14 protein-coding genes are annotated in these 14,692 nt (G+C 43.8%); 12 read left to right on the top strand and 2 right to left on the bottom strand.

Annotated features, from left to right (window positions below; genetic code table 11):
• Positions 1 to 26: 26 nt before the first annotated feature.
• The 7 genes from MHH50_RS15940 (at position 27) to MHH50_RS15970 (ending at position 6,997) form a co-directional block, all read left to right on the top strand.
• Positions 27 to 914, top strand: a complete 888-nt coding sequence (locus MHH50_RS15940; RefSeq protein WP_076277376.1) for an NUDIX domain-containing protein — start codon at positions 27 to 29, stop codon at positions 912 to 914.
• A gap of 2 nt (positions 915 to 916) precedes the next feature.
• A complete protein-coding gene (locus MHH50_RS15945) occupies positions 917 to 1,468 on the top strand; it encodes an NADAR family protein (RefSeq protein WP_340033122.1) in 552 nt (183 codons plus the stop codon).
• A 59-nt stretch (positions 1,469 to 1,527) separates the two neighbouring features.
• The gene (locus tag MHH50_RS15950) at positions 1,528 to 1,803 is read left to right on the top strand and encodes a hypothetical protein (protein WP_340033123.1); all 276 of its coding nucleotides are present in this window, start codon (positions 1,528 to 1,530) and stop codon (positions 1,801 to 1,803) included.
• Positions 1,804 to 2,064: 261 nt separating this feature from the next.
• Complete coding sequence (locus tag MHH50_RS15955) at positions 2,065 to 4,020, top strand: AraC family transcriptional regulator (RefSeq protein WP_340033124.1); 1,956 nt, start codon at positions 2,065 to 2,067, stop codon at positions 4,018 to 4,020.
• Positions 4,021 to 4,142: 122 nt separating this feature from the next.
• On the top strand, positions 4,143 to 5,120 hold the full coding sequence (locus MHH50_RS15960; protein ID WP_340033125.1) for an iron ABC transporter permease: 978 nt from the start codon (positions 4,143 to 4,145) through the stop codon (positions 5,118 to 5,120).
• On the top strand, positions 5,117 to 6,130 hold the full coding sequence (locus MHH50_RS15965; protein ID WP_076179405.1) for an iron ABC transporter permease: 1,014 nt from the start codon (positions 5,117 to 5,119) through the stop codon (positions 6,128 to 6,130). The genes MHH50_RS15960 and MHH50_RS15965 overlap by 4 nt, the downstream gene beginning before the upstream one ends.
• 9 nt (positions 6,131 to 6,139) lie before the next feature.
• Positions 6,140 to 6,997 (top strand): ABC transporter ATP-binding protein, encoded by an 858-nt coding sequence (locus MHH50_RS15970; protein WP_076190254.1) that lies wholly within the window; start codon positions 6,140 to 6,142, stop codon positions 6,995 to 6,997.
• Positions 6,998 to 7,543: 546 nt separating this feature from the next.
• Here MHH50_RS15970 and MHH50_RS15975 read toward each other — a convergent pair.
• Positions 7,544 to 8,455, bottom strand: a complete 912-nt coding sequence (locus MHH50_RS15975) for a YafY family protein (RefSeq protein ID WP_076126589.1) — start codon at positions 8,453 to 8,455, stop codon at positions 7,544 to 7,546.
• A gap of 99 nt (positions 8,456 to 8,554) precedes the next feature.
• On the opposite strand from MHH50_RS15975, the gene MHH50_RS15980 reads away from it, so the two are divergent.
• The 3 genes from MHH50_RS15980 (at position 8,555) to MHH50_RS15990 (ending at position 10,478) form a co-directional block, all read left to right on the top strand.
• On the top strand, positions 8,555 to 9,496 hold the full coding sequence (locus MHH50_RS15980) for an alpha/beta hydrolase (RefSeq protein ID WP_340033126.1): 942 nt from the start codon (positions 8,555 to 8,557) through the stop codon (positions 9,494 to 9,496).
• On the top strand, positions 9,472 to 10,077 hold the full coding sequence (locus tag MHH50_RS15985; protein WP_340033127.1) for a YdeI/OmpD-associated family protein: 606 nt from the start codon (positions 9,472 to 9,474) through the stop codon (positions 10,075 to 10,077). Before MHH50_RS15980 ends, MHH50_RS15985 begins: the two co-directional genes overlap by 25 nt.
• 212 nt (positions 10,078 to 10,289) lie before the next feature.
• Positions 10,290 to 10,478 (top strand): alpha/beta hydrolase, encoded by a 189-nt coding sequence (locus MHH50_RS15990; RefSeq protein ID WP_053781983.1) that lies wholly within the window; start codon positions 10,290 to 10,292, stop codon positions 10,476 to 10,478.
• A gap of 20 nt (positions 10,479 to 10,498) precedes the next feature.
• Here MHH50_RS15990 and MHH50_RS15995 read toward each other — a convergent pair whose 3' ends face one another.
• Positions 10,499 to 10,816 (bottom strand): hypothetical protein, encoded by a 318-nt coding sequence (locus MHH50_RS15995; RefSeq protein ID WP_076302981.1) that lies wholly within the window; start codon positions 10,814 to 10,816, stop codon positions 10,499 to 10,501.
• Positions 10,817 to 11,163: 347 nt separating this feature from the next.
• On the opposite strand from MHH50_RS15995, the gene MHH50_RS16000 reads away from it, so the two are divergent.
• Entirely contained in the window at positions 11,164 to 12,657 is a 1,494-nt protein-coding gene (locus tag MHH50_RS16000) for an SMI1/KNR4 family protein (RefSeq protein ID WP_340033128.1), read from the top strand.
• Positions 12,658 to 13,023: 366 nt separating this feature from the next.
• On the top strand, positions 13,024 to 14,502 hold the full coding sequence (locus MHH50_RS16005) for a serine hydrolase domain-containing protein (RefSeq protein ID WP_076279728.1): 1,479 nt from the start codon (positions 13,024 to 13,026) through the stop codon (positions 14,500 to 14,502).
• Positions 14,503 to 14,692 lie beyond the last annotated feature (190 nt).

Raw genomic sequence — 14,692 nt, forward strand, 5'->3', positions numbered from 1 at the left:
ATCAAATATAAAGGAGGCATACCCACTTGGATTTGTTGGATAAGGATGGACTTACGGAATCTGAATTTTTGAAGCAATACAAGGCAGGCGATTACGAGCGTCCTTCAGTGACAACGGATATGGTTATCTTCACTGTGACGGAAGACGAGGCTGACAGTTATCGCAAACTACCGGAAAAAGAGCTACGCGTCCTACTAATTCGCCGGGGGGCTCACCCCTTCCTGGGCAAATGGGCGCTGCCTGGCGGTTTTGTCCGACCGAATGAGACGACTGAGCAGGCAGCAGTAAGGGAACTATGCGAGGAAACTGGCGTAGAAGACGTTTATCTGGAGCAGTTGTATACGTTCAGTGATATCGGGCGCGACCCACGAACCTGGGTAATAAGCTGTAGCTATATGGCTCTGATCAATAGCGACAAGTTGGAGCTTAAGGCAGGAGATGATGCAGCAGACGCCGCCTGGTTCAAGGTATCCTATCGGCCGCTGCGGGAGCAAAAAGAACTGATTGTGGACGGATACATCAAGACACTTGAGTACGAACTCAAACTAAGTAGTGAAGAAGAAGAACTTTCGGCGGTCGTGGCGAGGACTATGACAGCGAAGACTACATCGACTGGCACGGATTATGAGATCGTATCGAATGACGGATTGGCTTTCGACCATGCGAAGATCATAGCATGCGCTATTGATCGGTTACGGGGAAAAGTGAATTACACCGATATTGCACTGCACTTGATGCCGAAGCTTTTTACCTTGACGGAACTGCAGCAGGTTTATGAGGTAATTATGGATAAAGAGCTGTTGAAGGCGGCCTTCCGGCGTAAAGTAGCCGATCTTGTAGTGGAGACCGATCATTATACCGAAAATGCGGGGCATAGACCATCCCGCTTATATCGAAGAAATTTGGAGGGTTAACGATGATTTACAATATCGATGAGTTAAGAAAAGCATATAACGAGGGAAAAAAGTTCAAATTCGTGTTTTTTTGGGGACATACACCGCCTAAGGACGGGAGCGTTGATAAAAGCTGCTTCAGCCAATGGTGGCTGTGCCCGTTCACGGTAGAGGGAACGCAGTACTCATGCGCCGAGCAGTTTATGATGGCCGAGAAGGCAAGGTTGTTCGGCGATGACGAAATGCTGGAGTCCATCCTTAAAGCTAAGCATCCAAAGGAGATGAAGGCTTTTGGACGTGCGGTCCAAAACTTTGACAAAGATATTTGGGATAAGGAATGTTACAGCATTGTCAAAAGAGCCAGCTTGGCCAAATTTTCGCAGAATCCGAAGCTTAACGATTATCTTAACTCGACGAAGAACCGCATCCTCGTCGAGGCTAGCCCGCGAGACCGTATTTGGGGGATCGGCATGGGCCAGTCCAATCCGGATGCGGAGAATCCCATGAAATGGCGGGGCAGAAATCTGCTGGGGTTCGCACTGACGGAAGCGCGGGACGAGTTGCTGCGGAGTTAGATTTATACAAGATTAAATTAATGGACTTGAGGAAATCAATGACAGGATGAGGGATGACCGTGAAATATACCGATTATATCTGCCTGAAAACAGGAAGATACCAATCAGTAGGAAAGTTTGGAGATAATATTTATGCATATGAGGTCCTTACGGGGGTAACCGACTCCCCGGAGTACCATCAAATTTCTAAGGCGGAATTCGATTCTTTTGAAACTTGGAGCCAAGAGTACATTTCGCATCTTAAAAAAATGTATGAAATCATTAACCGTCCCGTTATCTGCAGCGGCTACTTAGGGAGAGCGGAACTTGATCCTTCACTGCTTCGGAATATTTAGCTGTAAATAATATCTTCTACTGAGAGTATAGAAACGATTCTTCGCTCAGAGGACAAGAACAAAGTCTCACTGGAAGCCGCGCTGTGCGCGGCTTTTTTTATCGGTACATGTTCTTGTCTTTTGTTTAGGGCAAGAACTTGTCCCCAATGTCACTTAATGATGATATACTTACCTCATTAATTATGATATTGATAATCAATATCAATTGAATTGATAGGTGATATATAAATTGCAAAAGGTGAGATGAAGGAGCGCAGATAGATGCAAGACGAAGCAGCAGCAAGCCAGGTATTTACACCGGAGATGATCGATACGATGGCCCACATTTGGACACGTTCGATCATTACATTAATAGATGTGCGTTTTCAGAATGTAGCGTCCCAATACCCGTTGGAGCAGTATAAAATGCCTAGTAGCATGTTTATCTATGCATGTGGAGGAGAAGCACAAATTCAACTGAATGAAACCACATTTGGAATGGAACGCTTTGGTTTAGTTCACGGAGGGAAGGGGAGCCTGCTCAGTATTTCGCCTAAAGGGGAGAATGTGAAGACCTTTATGGTATTTTATAAAGCAGAATTACCTCTTTTTTTCAAGAGGCACCTGCAGCAATTACTGGAGGAAGTAAATCCATTTGTTCAACAGTATGGTTATACACCAAGTAATCCTATCTTGCTACTCGATTGGTTTCAACAGATGATGAATGGCTGGAACCGCGGCAAAGCGATGGATCAGCTGCAGGCCAAAAGTTTTCTATATCAATTGATACATGGGGTGTACAGAGATTTTGAGAGTGGTGAAATTCGGTATCTCCAGCCAGATCCAGCCTGTTCTGCCAAGATATATCTCGATAAACATTACATGCAGCCGATTATGTTCCAAGAAATTGCTGATATGTTTGGGATCAGTGGCGGGCAATTGACGCGGCTGTTCAAAAAAAAGGAAGGCATGAGCTTACAGGAGTACCTCATTCAGAGAAGGATTGAAGCTGCCTGCCATGACTTGAAACATACAGAAGCAACCATTAAAGAGATCGCAACAGGATCTGGTTTTGCAGATGAGAAAAATCTGTTTCGGATGTTTAAGAAGTATTACAAGATGACACCAAGTGATTATCGGAAAATAAACGCACTATCTATGCAGGTTGATGGTATTGATAATGATTCTCATTTTCTTTACTATGAGAGGGAACTAGCGGGTCTAGTCCAGTCTTATAGAGAAGGGGAATCAACCATGTTTGGAAAAGTAAGAAGTAAAGAAATGATCTTGGCGGCGACGATGAGCTTGATGCTGTTATTGTCGGCATGTGCGTCGGGAACGCCATCGAATAACGGGGGAACGGTGAATTCAAACCCTGTGCAGACACAACAGACGACACAACCGGAAGCTTCAGAAGCAGTCTCGCAGACGAGAACGATATCCACAGTAAAGGGTGACGTTAAGGTACCGAACAACCCTCAGCGTGTTGTAGTCGATTATTTGGTTGGTGATGTGGTGGCCCTAGGTGTAACTCCTTTAGGGGTGGCGAGAGCGGCAAGGGACGGGAAAGAGGCTGTTTTTGCTAACCAGATTACAGACTCTATTAAAATAGCTATGGAGCCGGAAGATGTCATGACTCTTGAGCCTGATCTGATCATTTTAGCATGGGGCGATGAAAATTATGAAGATTTATCCAAAATTGCCCCGACAATTTATGTCCCTTATGGTGATATGACTACAGAAGAGCGGATACATTTTATTGGTGATGTTTTGAACAAGCAGGAAGAGGCTAAGGCTGTTCTGAGTGCTTATGCCGGAAAAATAGAAGAAGCGAAGCTAGCCCTTCAGAATGCAGGTCTTTCAGACGTGACGATTACTATGGGGGAATTCAGTGATAAAAGTAACTACATCGCTGGAGCCAAGCATGCGGTTGGCGAGCTTGTTTATAATGGACTTAAAATGAAGGCACCTTCAAAAGTTCAAACTGATATTATTGACACAGATAAATATTGGGGAGATATCTCTATGGAGGTCTTGGCTGCTTACATAGGGGATTATCTAATCGCTATAGGAGATACGGAAGTCCCTACTGATAATGCGGTTTGGAAATCGCTACCTGCTGTGCAACATAATCGGATCATATCGGTGGGTACATCGCTATCTTGGTCCACGGATATAATGACTTCCAGTGCATTGATTGATCATATTGTAAATCAATTGCTGGCTATGGCTAGATAAGGATTTTGACGAGGTAAAAAGAAGTACTCCAATTTGTAAATATGACTATCAGTAGGTAAGGAAAGGAAAGCGTAATGAAAAACAAGCCTGAACAAAAACGCCGTGGGGCGGTGAATTTCACCATGTACATGGTGGTAGGGCTTGGATTAACGGTTCTCATGTCGGCGGCGTCGATTAGCTTCGGCGCCGCCGACATGAGGTTAGCGACTGCATGGGAGGCTATTTTCCGATTTGATCCAACGCTCACTGAGCATCAAATTATACAAACCCTACGTCTTCCGCGTACCGTAGCCGATCTGATCGTCGGATGCAGCCTTGCGGTATGTGGGGCTATTATGCAGGGAACGACGCGAAATCCGCTGGCTGACTCCGGGCTGATGGGCATCAGCTCTGGGGCAGCATTCGCGATTGCTCTTTGCCTGGCCTTTCTGCCGGGTTATTCGTATGGGCATATGATGCTGTTTGCTTGTCTGGGAGCAGCACTCGCGACCGGGATCACTTACTTCATCGCGTCACTGGGCAAGCGCGGGATGACGCCTCAGCGGCTGGTACTGGCAGGACTGTCCATCTCTATGCTATTTGGCGCACTCAGTCAGTATTTAGCGATCAATTATAATCTGGGTCGAGCATTAGCATTCTGGACGGCAGGCAGTACAGCGGGGGTTAAGTGGGGGGAATTGCTGATCATCTCACCGCTATTTGTTGGTGGTGTACTGCTGGCGCTGGCGCTATCTCCTTCTGTTACACTGCTCAGTTTGGGGGATGATGTGGCAAGTGGACTCGGTATTCGTAGCGGACTGGTCAAAGGTTTATCGACGATTATCGTGCTCGTGCTGACTGGATTGGCTGTTGTCTTAGTTGGTCCGATCGGGTTTGTTGGTCTGATTACCCCACATATTGTGCGATACACGGTCGGTGTCAACTATCGTTACATTATTCCGGCAGTTGCACTATATGGTGCGTTGCTGACCGTGTCGGCCGATCTGGCTGGCCGCTTGATCAATAAGCCGTTCGAAACACCGATTGGTATTATATTTTCTATCATTGGTGTGCCGTACTTTCTCTTCCTGGCTCGCAAGCAAAGGAGGGAATCTGAATGATCAAGCAGCGTTATACGGTGCAAAGGGGCATTATCGTCAATATAGTGCTTATGGTGCTCATCCTTATGTTTGCTGTCATTAGCATGAATTCTGGCAAAATGAATCTTTCACCGCTAGAAGTGCTGAATGTTCTCCTCGGAAACGGTACAGATAAGCAAAATCTGATCGTGTTCGATTTTCGCCTGCCACGAATCACACTGTCGATCTTGGTAGGTCTGGGAATGGGAGCGGCTGGGGTCGTGATGCAGAGTTTGCTGCGTAATGACATGGCTAGTCCAGGGACGCTGGGGATTAGTTCGGGATCGGGTTTGTTTGTCCTGTTCTTCGTCGTATTCATCGCATCGACAGGAAAGGGCTCCTTTATTGCCCTACCACTACTGGCCTTTGTTGGCGGATTATTGGCGGCGGGATTGATCTTCTTATTGTCGTATCGCCGTGGGCGAGATATTTCGCCAATCGGTTTGATCTTAACCGGGGTCGCACTCGGAAGCGGGTATGAAGCGCTGACCACCTTCCTGACTCTCAAGCTGAATGATTCGCAGATGGATTTCATGCTGCATTGGCTGGCGGGAAGCTTATGGGGCGCTGATTGGCGTTATATTTCCGTACTGGCACCATGGGTCTTGATTTTACTCGGCTATATTTTCTACAAGTCTCGCATACTTAACACCCTCCATCTGGGCAATCAGACGGCAGAAGGGCTGGGTCTTGCCGTGAAGCGGCAGTTTTTGGGGTTGTCGATCGCTGCGGTTGCTTTATCCTCTGGCAGTGTGGCCGTGGGCGGAAGCTTCTTTTTCGTTGGCTTGATCGCTCCGCATGTGGCAAGAAAACTGGTCGGGCCCGATCACAAATTGCTCGTTCCGGCTGCCAGCCTGACCGGAGGATTAGTCGTGGTGCTGGCTGACACGATTACGCGCACGGTTAGCTTGGGGGGAGATGTGCCGACGGGAATCGTCATTACGGTCATCAGTGTTCCGTACTTTCTTTATTTACTATCGAAGGCCAATTAGGAGGACGTCATGGAAAGTATTACAGCGCAACAAATCGATATTGCCTATAATGACACGCTTATCGTAAAAGAACTGAACTTGCAGATTCCGCGTGGACAGATTACCTCGATTATTGGTCCCAATGGATGCGGCAAATCAACCGTACTAAAGGCAGTCGGTCGGTTGCTCAAGACGAATAATGGTACGGTTTATCTGAATGGCGCCGATATCCGTACGCTGTCCACCAAGGAAGTGGCCAAGCAGATGGCGATTCTGCCGCAGACGCCGACCGCACCGAGCGGTTTGACGGTCGGTCAATTAATCGCCTATGGGCGTTTTCCACATCAACGGGGCTTCGGCAAGCTCTCCAAAGAGGATAAGCAAGTAGTAGCCTGGGCCCTATCGGTTACACAGCTTACAGCGTTTGAGCATCGTGAGGTCGATACGCTATCTGGCGGTCAGCGTCAGCGCGTATGGATTGCGATGGCGCTCGCCCAGCAAACCGATCTGATCCTGCTGGATGAACCCACAACCTATCTGGACCTGGCGCATCAGCTTGAAGTGCTGGAACTGCTCTATGAACTAAATCGCAGTCAACAGGTGACGATTGTGATGGTGCTGCATGACCTGAATCTGGCAGCACGCTTCTCCGACTATATGGTGGCGATTCGTGAGGGTCAGGTGGTGGAGCATGGTTCGCCAGAGCGTGTAATGACGGTACGGACGCTGCGTGAGGTATTTGCCATTGATGCCGAGATTATGCTGGAACCACGAACAGGGCGACCGGTGTATGTGACGTACGAGCTCTTGCGTGATAATCGTAGAGAACAAGGTGTGGATCAAGGATTCCCAAAAGCTAAGGAACAGAAGGAGGCGATTGCCACTTGAAAATCGCATAGCGTGTCCTCCTAGGCGCACGGAAATACTGGTGCAGTTAGGCATTGGATTTGCCGGTGTCATGATAGCCACGATTCAACGCGTATAGCCTTTGGTGTAGCTTCCACAAGTAACTAACTCCATGAAAGTGGGCTAAGGCTTGTTGCAGAGGGGAGAGATAATAATAAATAACAACATATCCTAAATTCACAGCCGCAGGTAACTAGCTTGCGGGCTTTTTTTATTATTCGGAGCACTAGATTACGTGATTAATTTGAGAGAACCAGTATATATAACTCTAAATGAAGCAAGGAGGACTATTGAAGGTATCAGAGGAATGCGCAACAAGCAGATTGCCCGGAAACTGCAGATGGGGACCGCAACACAGCAGTTGAGAAGATCAGCTGGTTCAGACTCAGGCGCACAATCACAATAGAATCTAAACGTGGCTGAAATCTTGGAACAGATGTATCACACGGTGAAGACAAATCGGGCTGAACCGTACCATAAATAGGGTGAAAAGTTGAGTTGAAGGTTGAAGCTTTAATGCTAAATATATCAGGAATAGTTCTCCATCATTTGATATAAATAATTTCGAAAGTCTTCAACATAGGTTTTGGGCTCTACAACTTTTAGATGAGTGCCGAAGCTTGCTAAAAGTTGAAATCCCATACGATTTTGTGGGACATAAATGGTTGCTAATAAAAATCCAGAATTATGGTCTTCAATACTTCTTCGACCATACCTTTCGATGATTTGATCTTTTATGCTAGGCGATATCCAGGCCTTAATCGTGACGAATTCAGGTAGATAATTTGCTTCGTGTACTTGCTCTGACCAATCGTCTCTAGGATGAAACGCGCGTTCATCCATAGTAATATGATCGATCCGAGATAACTTGAAAGTTCGATATCCCTGTCGATGTAAACAGAATCCTTTCAAGTACCAACTCGATTCGCTAAAATGCAGCTCATAGGGCTCGACCATTCTATTCGTTACAGCCCCGTCCTTATCTGTATAATCAAACGAAACCAGCCTCTTTTTTGAAATGGATTCTTGATATGTCTTTAAGGTTTCAAGAATCTCGGACCGACCTTCCCAATCATAAAACGACAGTTGAATGGAACGATTTAGAGACAATGGACTAACCATTGCCTCTATTTTTTTTATCGTTCTTTCAACTTCTTCAGTACGGAGGATTTGTTCCAATCCGCCGAGCGCAGTTAATATATTCTGTAAATCGGAGCTGCTTAAAAGGCGTTTATCAACCTTGTATTCATCCATTATGCCGTAGCCCCCTTTGACCCCATTGACAGAGTAGATCGGGATGTTCGATAAGCTCAATGTTTCCATATCGCGAAGGATCGTTCTTTTGGAGACATTGAATAGTTGTGAGAATTCCGTTGTAGAAACAACCTCTTTTTTCAGCAATATCATGATAATCGAAATGAGTCTCTCCACTTTGTCCATAATTGCCCTCTTTTTTTACATGATTTCAGAAAGGTGACACCTAGATGTCACCTTTTATTCATTATACTACAAGTATCACAAGAAGGAGGTTTTAATTCAATGTTTAATCCAACCGATTTTCCCAAGCCCACCCTTATTTCAGCCAACGGTGTGGAACTCGAAGTGTTTGAAGCAGGCCGAGAAAACGCAGGAAAACCTATTGTACTCTGCCACGGCTGGCCAGAGCATGCCTTTTCTTGGCGCCATCAGATGGACGCACTTGCCGCAGCGGGCTACCATGCCATCGTCCCCAACCAGCGGGGTTACGGCAACTCATCCCGTCCGACCGAAGTAACAGACTATGACATTGAACACTTGTCGGGTGATCTCATCGCGCTTCTCGATCACTATGGATACGAGGACGCTACCTTTGTCGGTCATGACTGGGGTGCATTCGTCGTTTGGGGACTGACCTTGTTGCATCCAAACCGCGTCAATAAAGTGATAAATCTGAGCTTGCCTTACCAAGAGCGCGGAGAAAAACCCTGGATCGAGTTCATGGAAGAAATACTTGGCGGCGATTTCTATTTCGTCCACTTCAATCGACAGCCAGGCGTCGCGGACGCCGTATTCGAAGACAATACATACAGGTTCCTTCGCAACCTGTACCGGAAGAACGAGCCTCTCAGAGCACCTGAGCCAGGTATGGCGTTGATCAATCTCGCCAGAGCAGAAACACCGCTCGGTGAGCCCGTATTGAGCGAAAGCGAGCTGGCCGTTTACGTCTCCGCATTTGAAACATCAGGGTTCACGGGCAGCATAAATTGGTACAGGAACCTTGACCGCAACTGGCGCTTAATGGCGAAAGTGAACCCAATCATCCAGCAGCCGACCCTCATGATCTACGGCGACCGGGATGTGGTTGCGAAGTCTGAAAACCTGACAAAGTTCGTGCCCAATGTGGAAGTGGTCAATCTGGATTGCGGTCATTGGATCCAGGAAGAAAAGCCGGAAGAAACAAACCAAGCGATTTTAAAATGGCTGGAACAATGGGAGATGTAGTTTTTTTCAACAACCAAGAAGAGTTTAACGATTGGTTAGAAGAACATCATGCTGAAGCTAGTGAAATTTGGGTGGGCTATTTTGGGATAAGTACAGGTCGTGCAAGCCTTACTTGGTCTGCATCAGTAGATGCCGCTCTTTGTTTTGGGTGGATTGACGGTATACGAAAAACCATTGATAAACAAAGCTATAAGATTCGCTTTACTCCGCGCAAAGTAAATAGTGTATGGAGTGCTGTGAACGTAAAGAAGGTAAAAGCACTAATACAGTTTGGAAAGATGAGACCTGAAGGAATGCACGTCTTTAACAACAGAACCGATGCACAAGGCTATTCCTCTGAACAAAGAAACGTGGAACTTGCTAAAGAATATGAAGAACAAATCAAGGCAAATCAAACAGCCTGGCTATTCTTCACTAATTTATCACCATCCTATAAAAGAGATTCAATCTGGTGGGTAATGAGCGCCAAGAAAGAGGAAACACGATTAAGAAGGCTTGGAATATTGATCGCTTCATCTGAAGAAGGGCTAAAATTTCAACATTGCAAAAAAATATATTACAGAATAAGGAAATATAAATAACAAAATAATGGTTAAAAGGATTTTTGGTACTGCATAAATCTGGGTCTATTGTTTCCCTGATCTATAGGAGAGAGGAGCTACTGTATTTCTCAATCAATTAGGGTTTAATTCTCATCAAAAGTCAGAACGTTTTAAATGCGAGGCATAAATCAAATCGCTAAATGAAGAAGGGATGAAACAGCTCATCCAAAATCGCAACCCCCTTCATTTTCATGGTACAGCCGACCCTCATGATCTATGGTGACCGGGATACGGTCCAGAGGTCTGAAAACCTGACAAAGTTCGTGCCTAATGCAGAAGTGGTCAATCTGGATTGCGGTCATTGGATCCAGCAAGAAAAGCCGGAAGAAACAAACCAAGCGATTTTGAGATGGCTGGAAGAGCAGAATGATGCTGAATAGAGTCGCTTAGCAAGCAAAACTTAGAAAAACAATAAGGACACCCAAACAGGCAAGGTCATTAAGTTAAGCTCAAAGGTAAGAACGGGAATAAAAATGGAATTCAAAACGGCATGGGAAAGCCCCGTGCCGATCGCTGTCAATACGAGTCCTGAATGAACTTCATTAACAATCTCTTGAATTTCAAGTACTGTCCATGGAGATGTCTCGTCCACGCTCAATGCATAATCAACATAGGTTAAGTTCGACGGAGTAACATCTGTTACTCCAGTAGTGTCAAATATTGAGTGGTCAGGCGCATCGCCAGCTTGCTGAACGTAGTAAGCATTAATCGTATCCAACGCGGCTTGTGGAGACAATGGTGCAGGTGTTTGTGTAGGTGTCTGCGTTCTATAGATGTTACGCTGAACCGTACCATAAATAGGGCGAAAAATTAGTTGTGAATGAAGTTTATATAGAGATAAAATTAACCCCTAAGATGACTCTTGGTTTTTTTTCATATGACTTAATACAACAATATTTACAAATTTATGATACGATATTGCTAAATCGGGAAATAGATGCTCCATATGTAAGATAGAATTAATTATTTATGGAACTGTTGAAGATGAATCATAACAAAATGATAGATGATCAACCAAGGATGTTTACTGAAACTATTATGACTCTGTAGAAGGGGGGCCACTATATGTCATTAGCTAATAAAAAAGAAGAGTGTTTACTTATCGAGACATTAAAATCGCATATACCTAATGTAGAGGAATTACTGAATCCAGCAGTTGAGGAATCAGAAATAAATCTTTTCGAGAGCATGATGAACTGCAAATTTCCAGAAGATTTCAGAAAGCTATACATGAATTCTAATGGAGAAGGAGAGCAGATTTTTGGCGTTATGGCTGGTCTTGGTTGGATGAACATTGAATCGATAGTAAGTAACTGGAAGTCCCTTTTGGAATCAGCGTACGATATTATATCCAGCAAATCAGATGTAATAAAAGACGGGAACTACAGAGAAGGCTGGATTCCTTTTGCTGAAGATGGTGGTGGCTCATTTTTGGCAATAGATTTAGACCCCGGAGAAAAGGGCGTTTATGGGCAAATTATCACGATAGATCATAATTCTCATTTTTCCTATGTTATTGCAGAAAGTTTGGGACATTTCTTTGAATTTATCGATTCGAGTCTCAGAAATAGTAGTATTGGTATTCGTGAAGAAGAAGATGTAATCATATTATCCCGTGAAAGTGGAAGTTTGTTAGATGATATTTTGGCTTTGACTAATTTGAATATCGAAGAGAACAGCCTTATCCCTGTAAGCGGATTTTGGGAAGAGTATTTTAAAGACGATGTTGAAAGTGGTTTTGTATCTTCAAAAACATTGAAAAAAAAGAGAATGGTATTTATTAGAGCTGATCAAGCTCAAAAATACGGAGCAATATCTTTGGATATTTTAACCCATATGGTTAATCTTAAAGAACTTATTATACATGCGGATGAAATTACTAATTTTGATGTACTTCAACGCTTGGCCTCTTTAGCAGAACTTGTGATAGGATCAGAAGCTTTTAAAGAGTCTGATTTGAAGTACTTGGTTTCTTTAGATGGGTTAAGGAAGCTAACATTAATAGGACTTCCATTAAAAGATATACATACACTGAAAGATATAAAGAAATTAAAGAGTTTGAGATTATGTAGAATGAACTCAATTGATAGGGGATTAATTGGAACTATAAAAAATTTGAAGGAACTAAGCTTAGAAGAAATGAAGGTTGGCGACCTGCTTTATATTTCAAACCTTAGTAAGTTAATAAAACTAGAGCTCAAACAAGTGACAATACCACATTTATCATTCTTAAAAGCTTTAAAGAATCTAACGGTTTTTGAGACAGATAGCTGTGCAATAGATGAATCACATATAGAGGTTATAGGAGAAATGAAGAAATTAAAGCAGTTCACTTATCCGGTTGGAGATTTAACAATACTCAAAAATTGTATGAGTCTAAAGCAGATTGGAGTAGATGCATCAAGACTTAAAGGTTTGGAGGAAATTTCAGACTGTAATATAGTCGATATAACTATATTTCATGCAACATCGAAAGAGAACGCGAAGTCCGTAGTTGCGGAGTTTAATAAATACTTTAAACTTCAGTCATATGGATGGCAGGTCACATGGAAAGATTAATGAAGCTTGCCTGCACTGAGCTTTATCATTATAGGGTGAAATTTTTATAAAAGAAAGGAGACTAGCCATATTGGTTAGTCTCCTTTCTTTTTGTCGTTAGACCAACGCTGATACCTAATAAAATAGTAATGATGAAGCAGAAAAATTGTAGACATAAGATTTAAACCATTGACCTTTCCGCTAAGTAATCAGAGGGGCCTTTTTTGCGAAACAAGAAATAATATACATGGGTCTGTGAAGTTTACAATTGTAATCTAATTATTGAACGTCTAGCATTAAGTATATTGGAGCGACGCATTAGGCGGATAAGGCGTACTACAGGTTGTTTATATTATCCTCGCATAATTTACTCGAAATGGAGAGCTTATGAAAAAGACTATTGTTTGTGTAATAGCGATACTTATCGTATTCTCAGGATTCGCAACACAAAGTTATGCGGCGTTGTCAGATACGCAATCTGCGGCAATACACGCGTTGCTGGATGATGCCCGTCGTATATCAGGTGTGCCGGGAATGTCAATCTCGATACTAGCTGATGATGAAATTTTCTACTTTTCTTCCGGGTATGCAGACCGTGAAAGTGGGTTGTCTGCAAGTGAGAACACACTATATGAACTGGCCTCGGTCAGTAAAGCCTTTACCGGCATGGGTATTCTGCTGTTGGAGGAACAAGGGCTGCTGTCAATGACTGACACTGTCCAAAAATATTTACCTTGGTTTACGTTAAAGTATCAAGGAAAACCTGTTGATATGCAAAGCCTTACACTCAATAACTTTCTTCACCATACTAGCGGCCTAACAAATGGTAAGCATTCTCAAAATATTCCACAAGGCAATACACCAGATTTGCTGCAAAAGACTGTGGAAATGCTGGTAGATGTTGAGTTGGCGTTCCCTCCCGGTGAACAGTACAACTATGGGACCGTTAATTATGACGTATTGGGTTTGGTTATTGAGATTGTGTCGGGACAAAGCTATGAAGACTTTATGAGGGAACAGGTATTTCAGCCGTTAGGTCTTCACCAGACGTATGTTTATAAAGAAGATGCTCAAGCCACCGGACAGTTGGCACAGGGCTACCGTTCTTCCTTTTTTATGACAACTCCATATAACGCGCCGGATTTTTCCGGGAATAAACCCGCAGGCTACATCATTTCTTGTACAAAAGATATGGCGCGTTGGATGGGCATACAGATGGGTATTGTGACGGACATACCCGAAATATTCCATACGGTTATCGAAAAATCACATCAGGGTGATATGTCTGTTCCGGCCGTCAACGAAATGTATTATGCGGCGGGCTGGACGGTAAACGCCAACCAAACGATTATAGAGCACCCCGGGGGAAATCCCAATTTTGGAACCGAAGTGATCATACTGCCAAATGAACGAACAGCCGTCTGCTTGCTGACCAATGGCGCAAATATCAATAGAAGCATGGTACTAAAAGTTAAAGAGATATTAGACGGCAATCTAACGCAGTCATATGAAATAAGCGGCACACAGCTTTTGGACATCATTTTATCGTCTACCACAATTATTTTTTGCCTATTGGCCGTTCTGTTCTTTCTCTTAGGATTACGCAGAAGAAAAATGAATGGGCGGCAGCCAATGACAAAAAAGCGAATAATCGTAACAGCTATTTTGCTGATGGCTACGATTGCCCTGTGTATAATGTGCTGTGCATTAGATTGGCCAACGATACTTATTTGGCAAACATATAGTGTTCTTACAGCCTTGATTTCTTCAGCATTATTAACAGCAAGCATTACATGGTTTGTATACACTCAACGGTATAATAGTCTCATAAGAGGTGGGGCAGAGCGCGGTTTTTTTGATTTATAAATACATGTTCTTGTCGCGATCAAAGGACAAGAACATGTAACCATTGCCGCTAGAAGCAGAGGGGGGAAGGAACATAAAAGGATATTTTTGATTTTAGCAATTTATTTTACAACCCGATTGCACCTATTGAACTTCCATATCACTTAGTTAGCATATTTATCAGCATTGTCTAATCCTCATCCTTAGCTGG

The organism is Paenibacillus sp. FSL H3-0302 (assembly GCF_037982245.1).
In the GTDB taxonomy this organism is placed as follows: domain Bacteria; phylum Bacillota; class Bacilli; order Paenibacillales; family Paenibacillaceae; genus Paenibacillus_AQ; species Paenibacillus_AQ odorifer.

Coding starts and splice junctions, on each gene's coding strand:
- MHH50_RS15960 (WP_340033125.1), top strand. CDS start 4,143: ATGTACATGGTGGTAGGGCTTGGATTAACGGTTCTCATGTCGGCGGCG.
- MHH50_RS16005 (WP_076279728.1), top strand. CDS start 13,024: ATGAAAAAGACTATTGTTTGTGTAATAGCGATACTTATCGTATTCTCA.
- MHH50_RS15990 (WP_053781983.1), top strand. CDS start 10,290: ATGGTACAGCCGACCCTCATGATCTATGGTGACCGGGATACGGTCCAG.
- MHH50_RS16000 (WP_340033128.1), top strand. CDS start 11,164: ATGTCATTAGCTAATAAAAAAGAAGAGTGTTTACTTATCGAGACATTA.
- MHH50_RS15945 (WP_340033122.1), top strand. CDS start 917: ATGATTTACAATATCGATGAGTTAAGAAAAGCATATAACGAGGGAAAA.
- MHH50_RS15980 (WP_340033126.1), top strand. CDS start 8,555: ATGTTTAATCCAACCGATTTTCCCAAGCCCACCCTTATTTCAGCCAAC.
- MHH50_RS15970 (WP_076190254.1), top strand. CDS start 6,140: ATGGAAAGTATTACAGCGCAACAAATCGATATTGCCTATAATGACACG.
- MHH50_RS15975 (WP_076126589.1), bottom strand. CDS start 8,455: ATGGACAAAGTGGAGAGACTCATTTCGATTATCATGATATTGCTGAAA.
- MHH50_RS15955 (WP_340033124.1), top strand. CDS start 2,065: ATGCAAGACGAAGCAGCAGCAAGCCAGGTATTTACACCGGAGATGATC.
- MHH50_RS15985 (WP_340033127.1), top strand. CDS start 9,472: ATGGCTGGAACAATGGGAGATGTAGTTTTTTTCAACAACCAAGAAGAG.
- MHH50_RS15965 (WP_076179405.1), top strand. CDS start 5,117: ATGATCAAGCAGCGTTATACGGTGCAAAGGGGCATTATCGTCAATATA.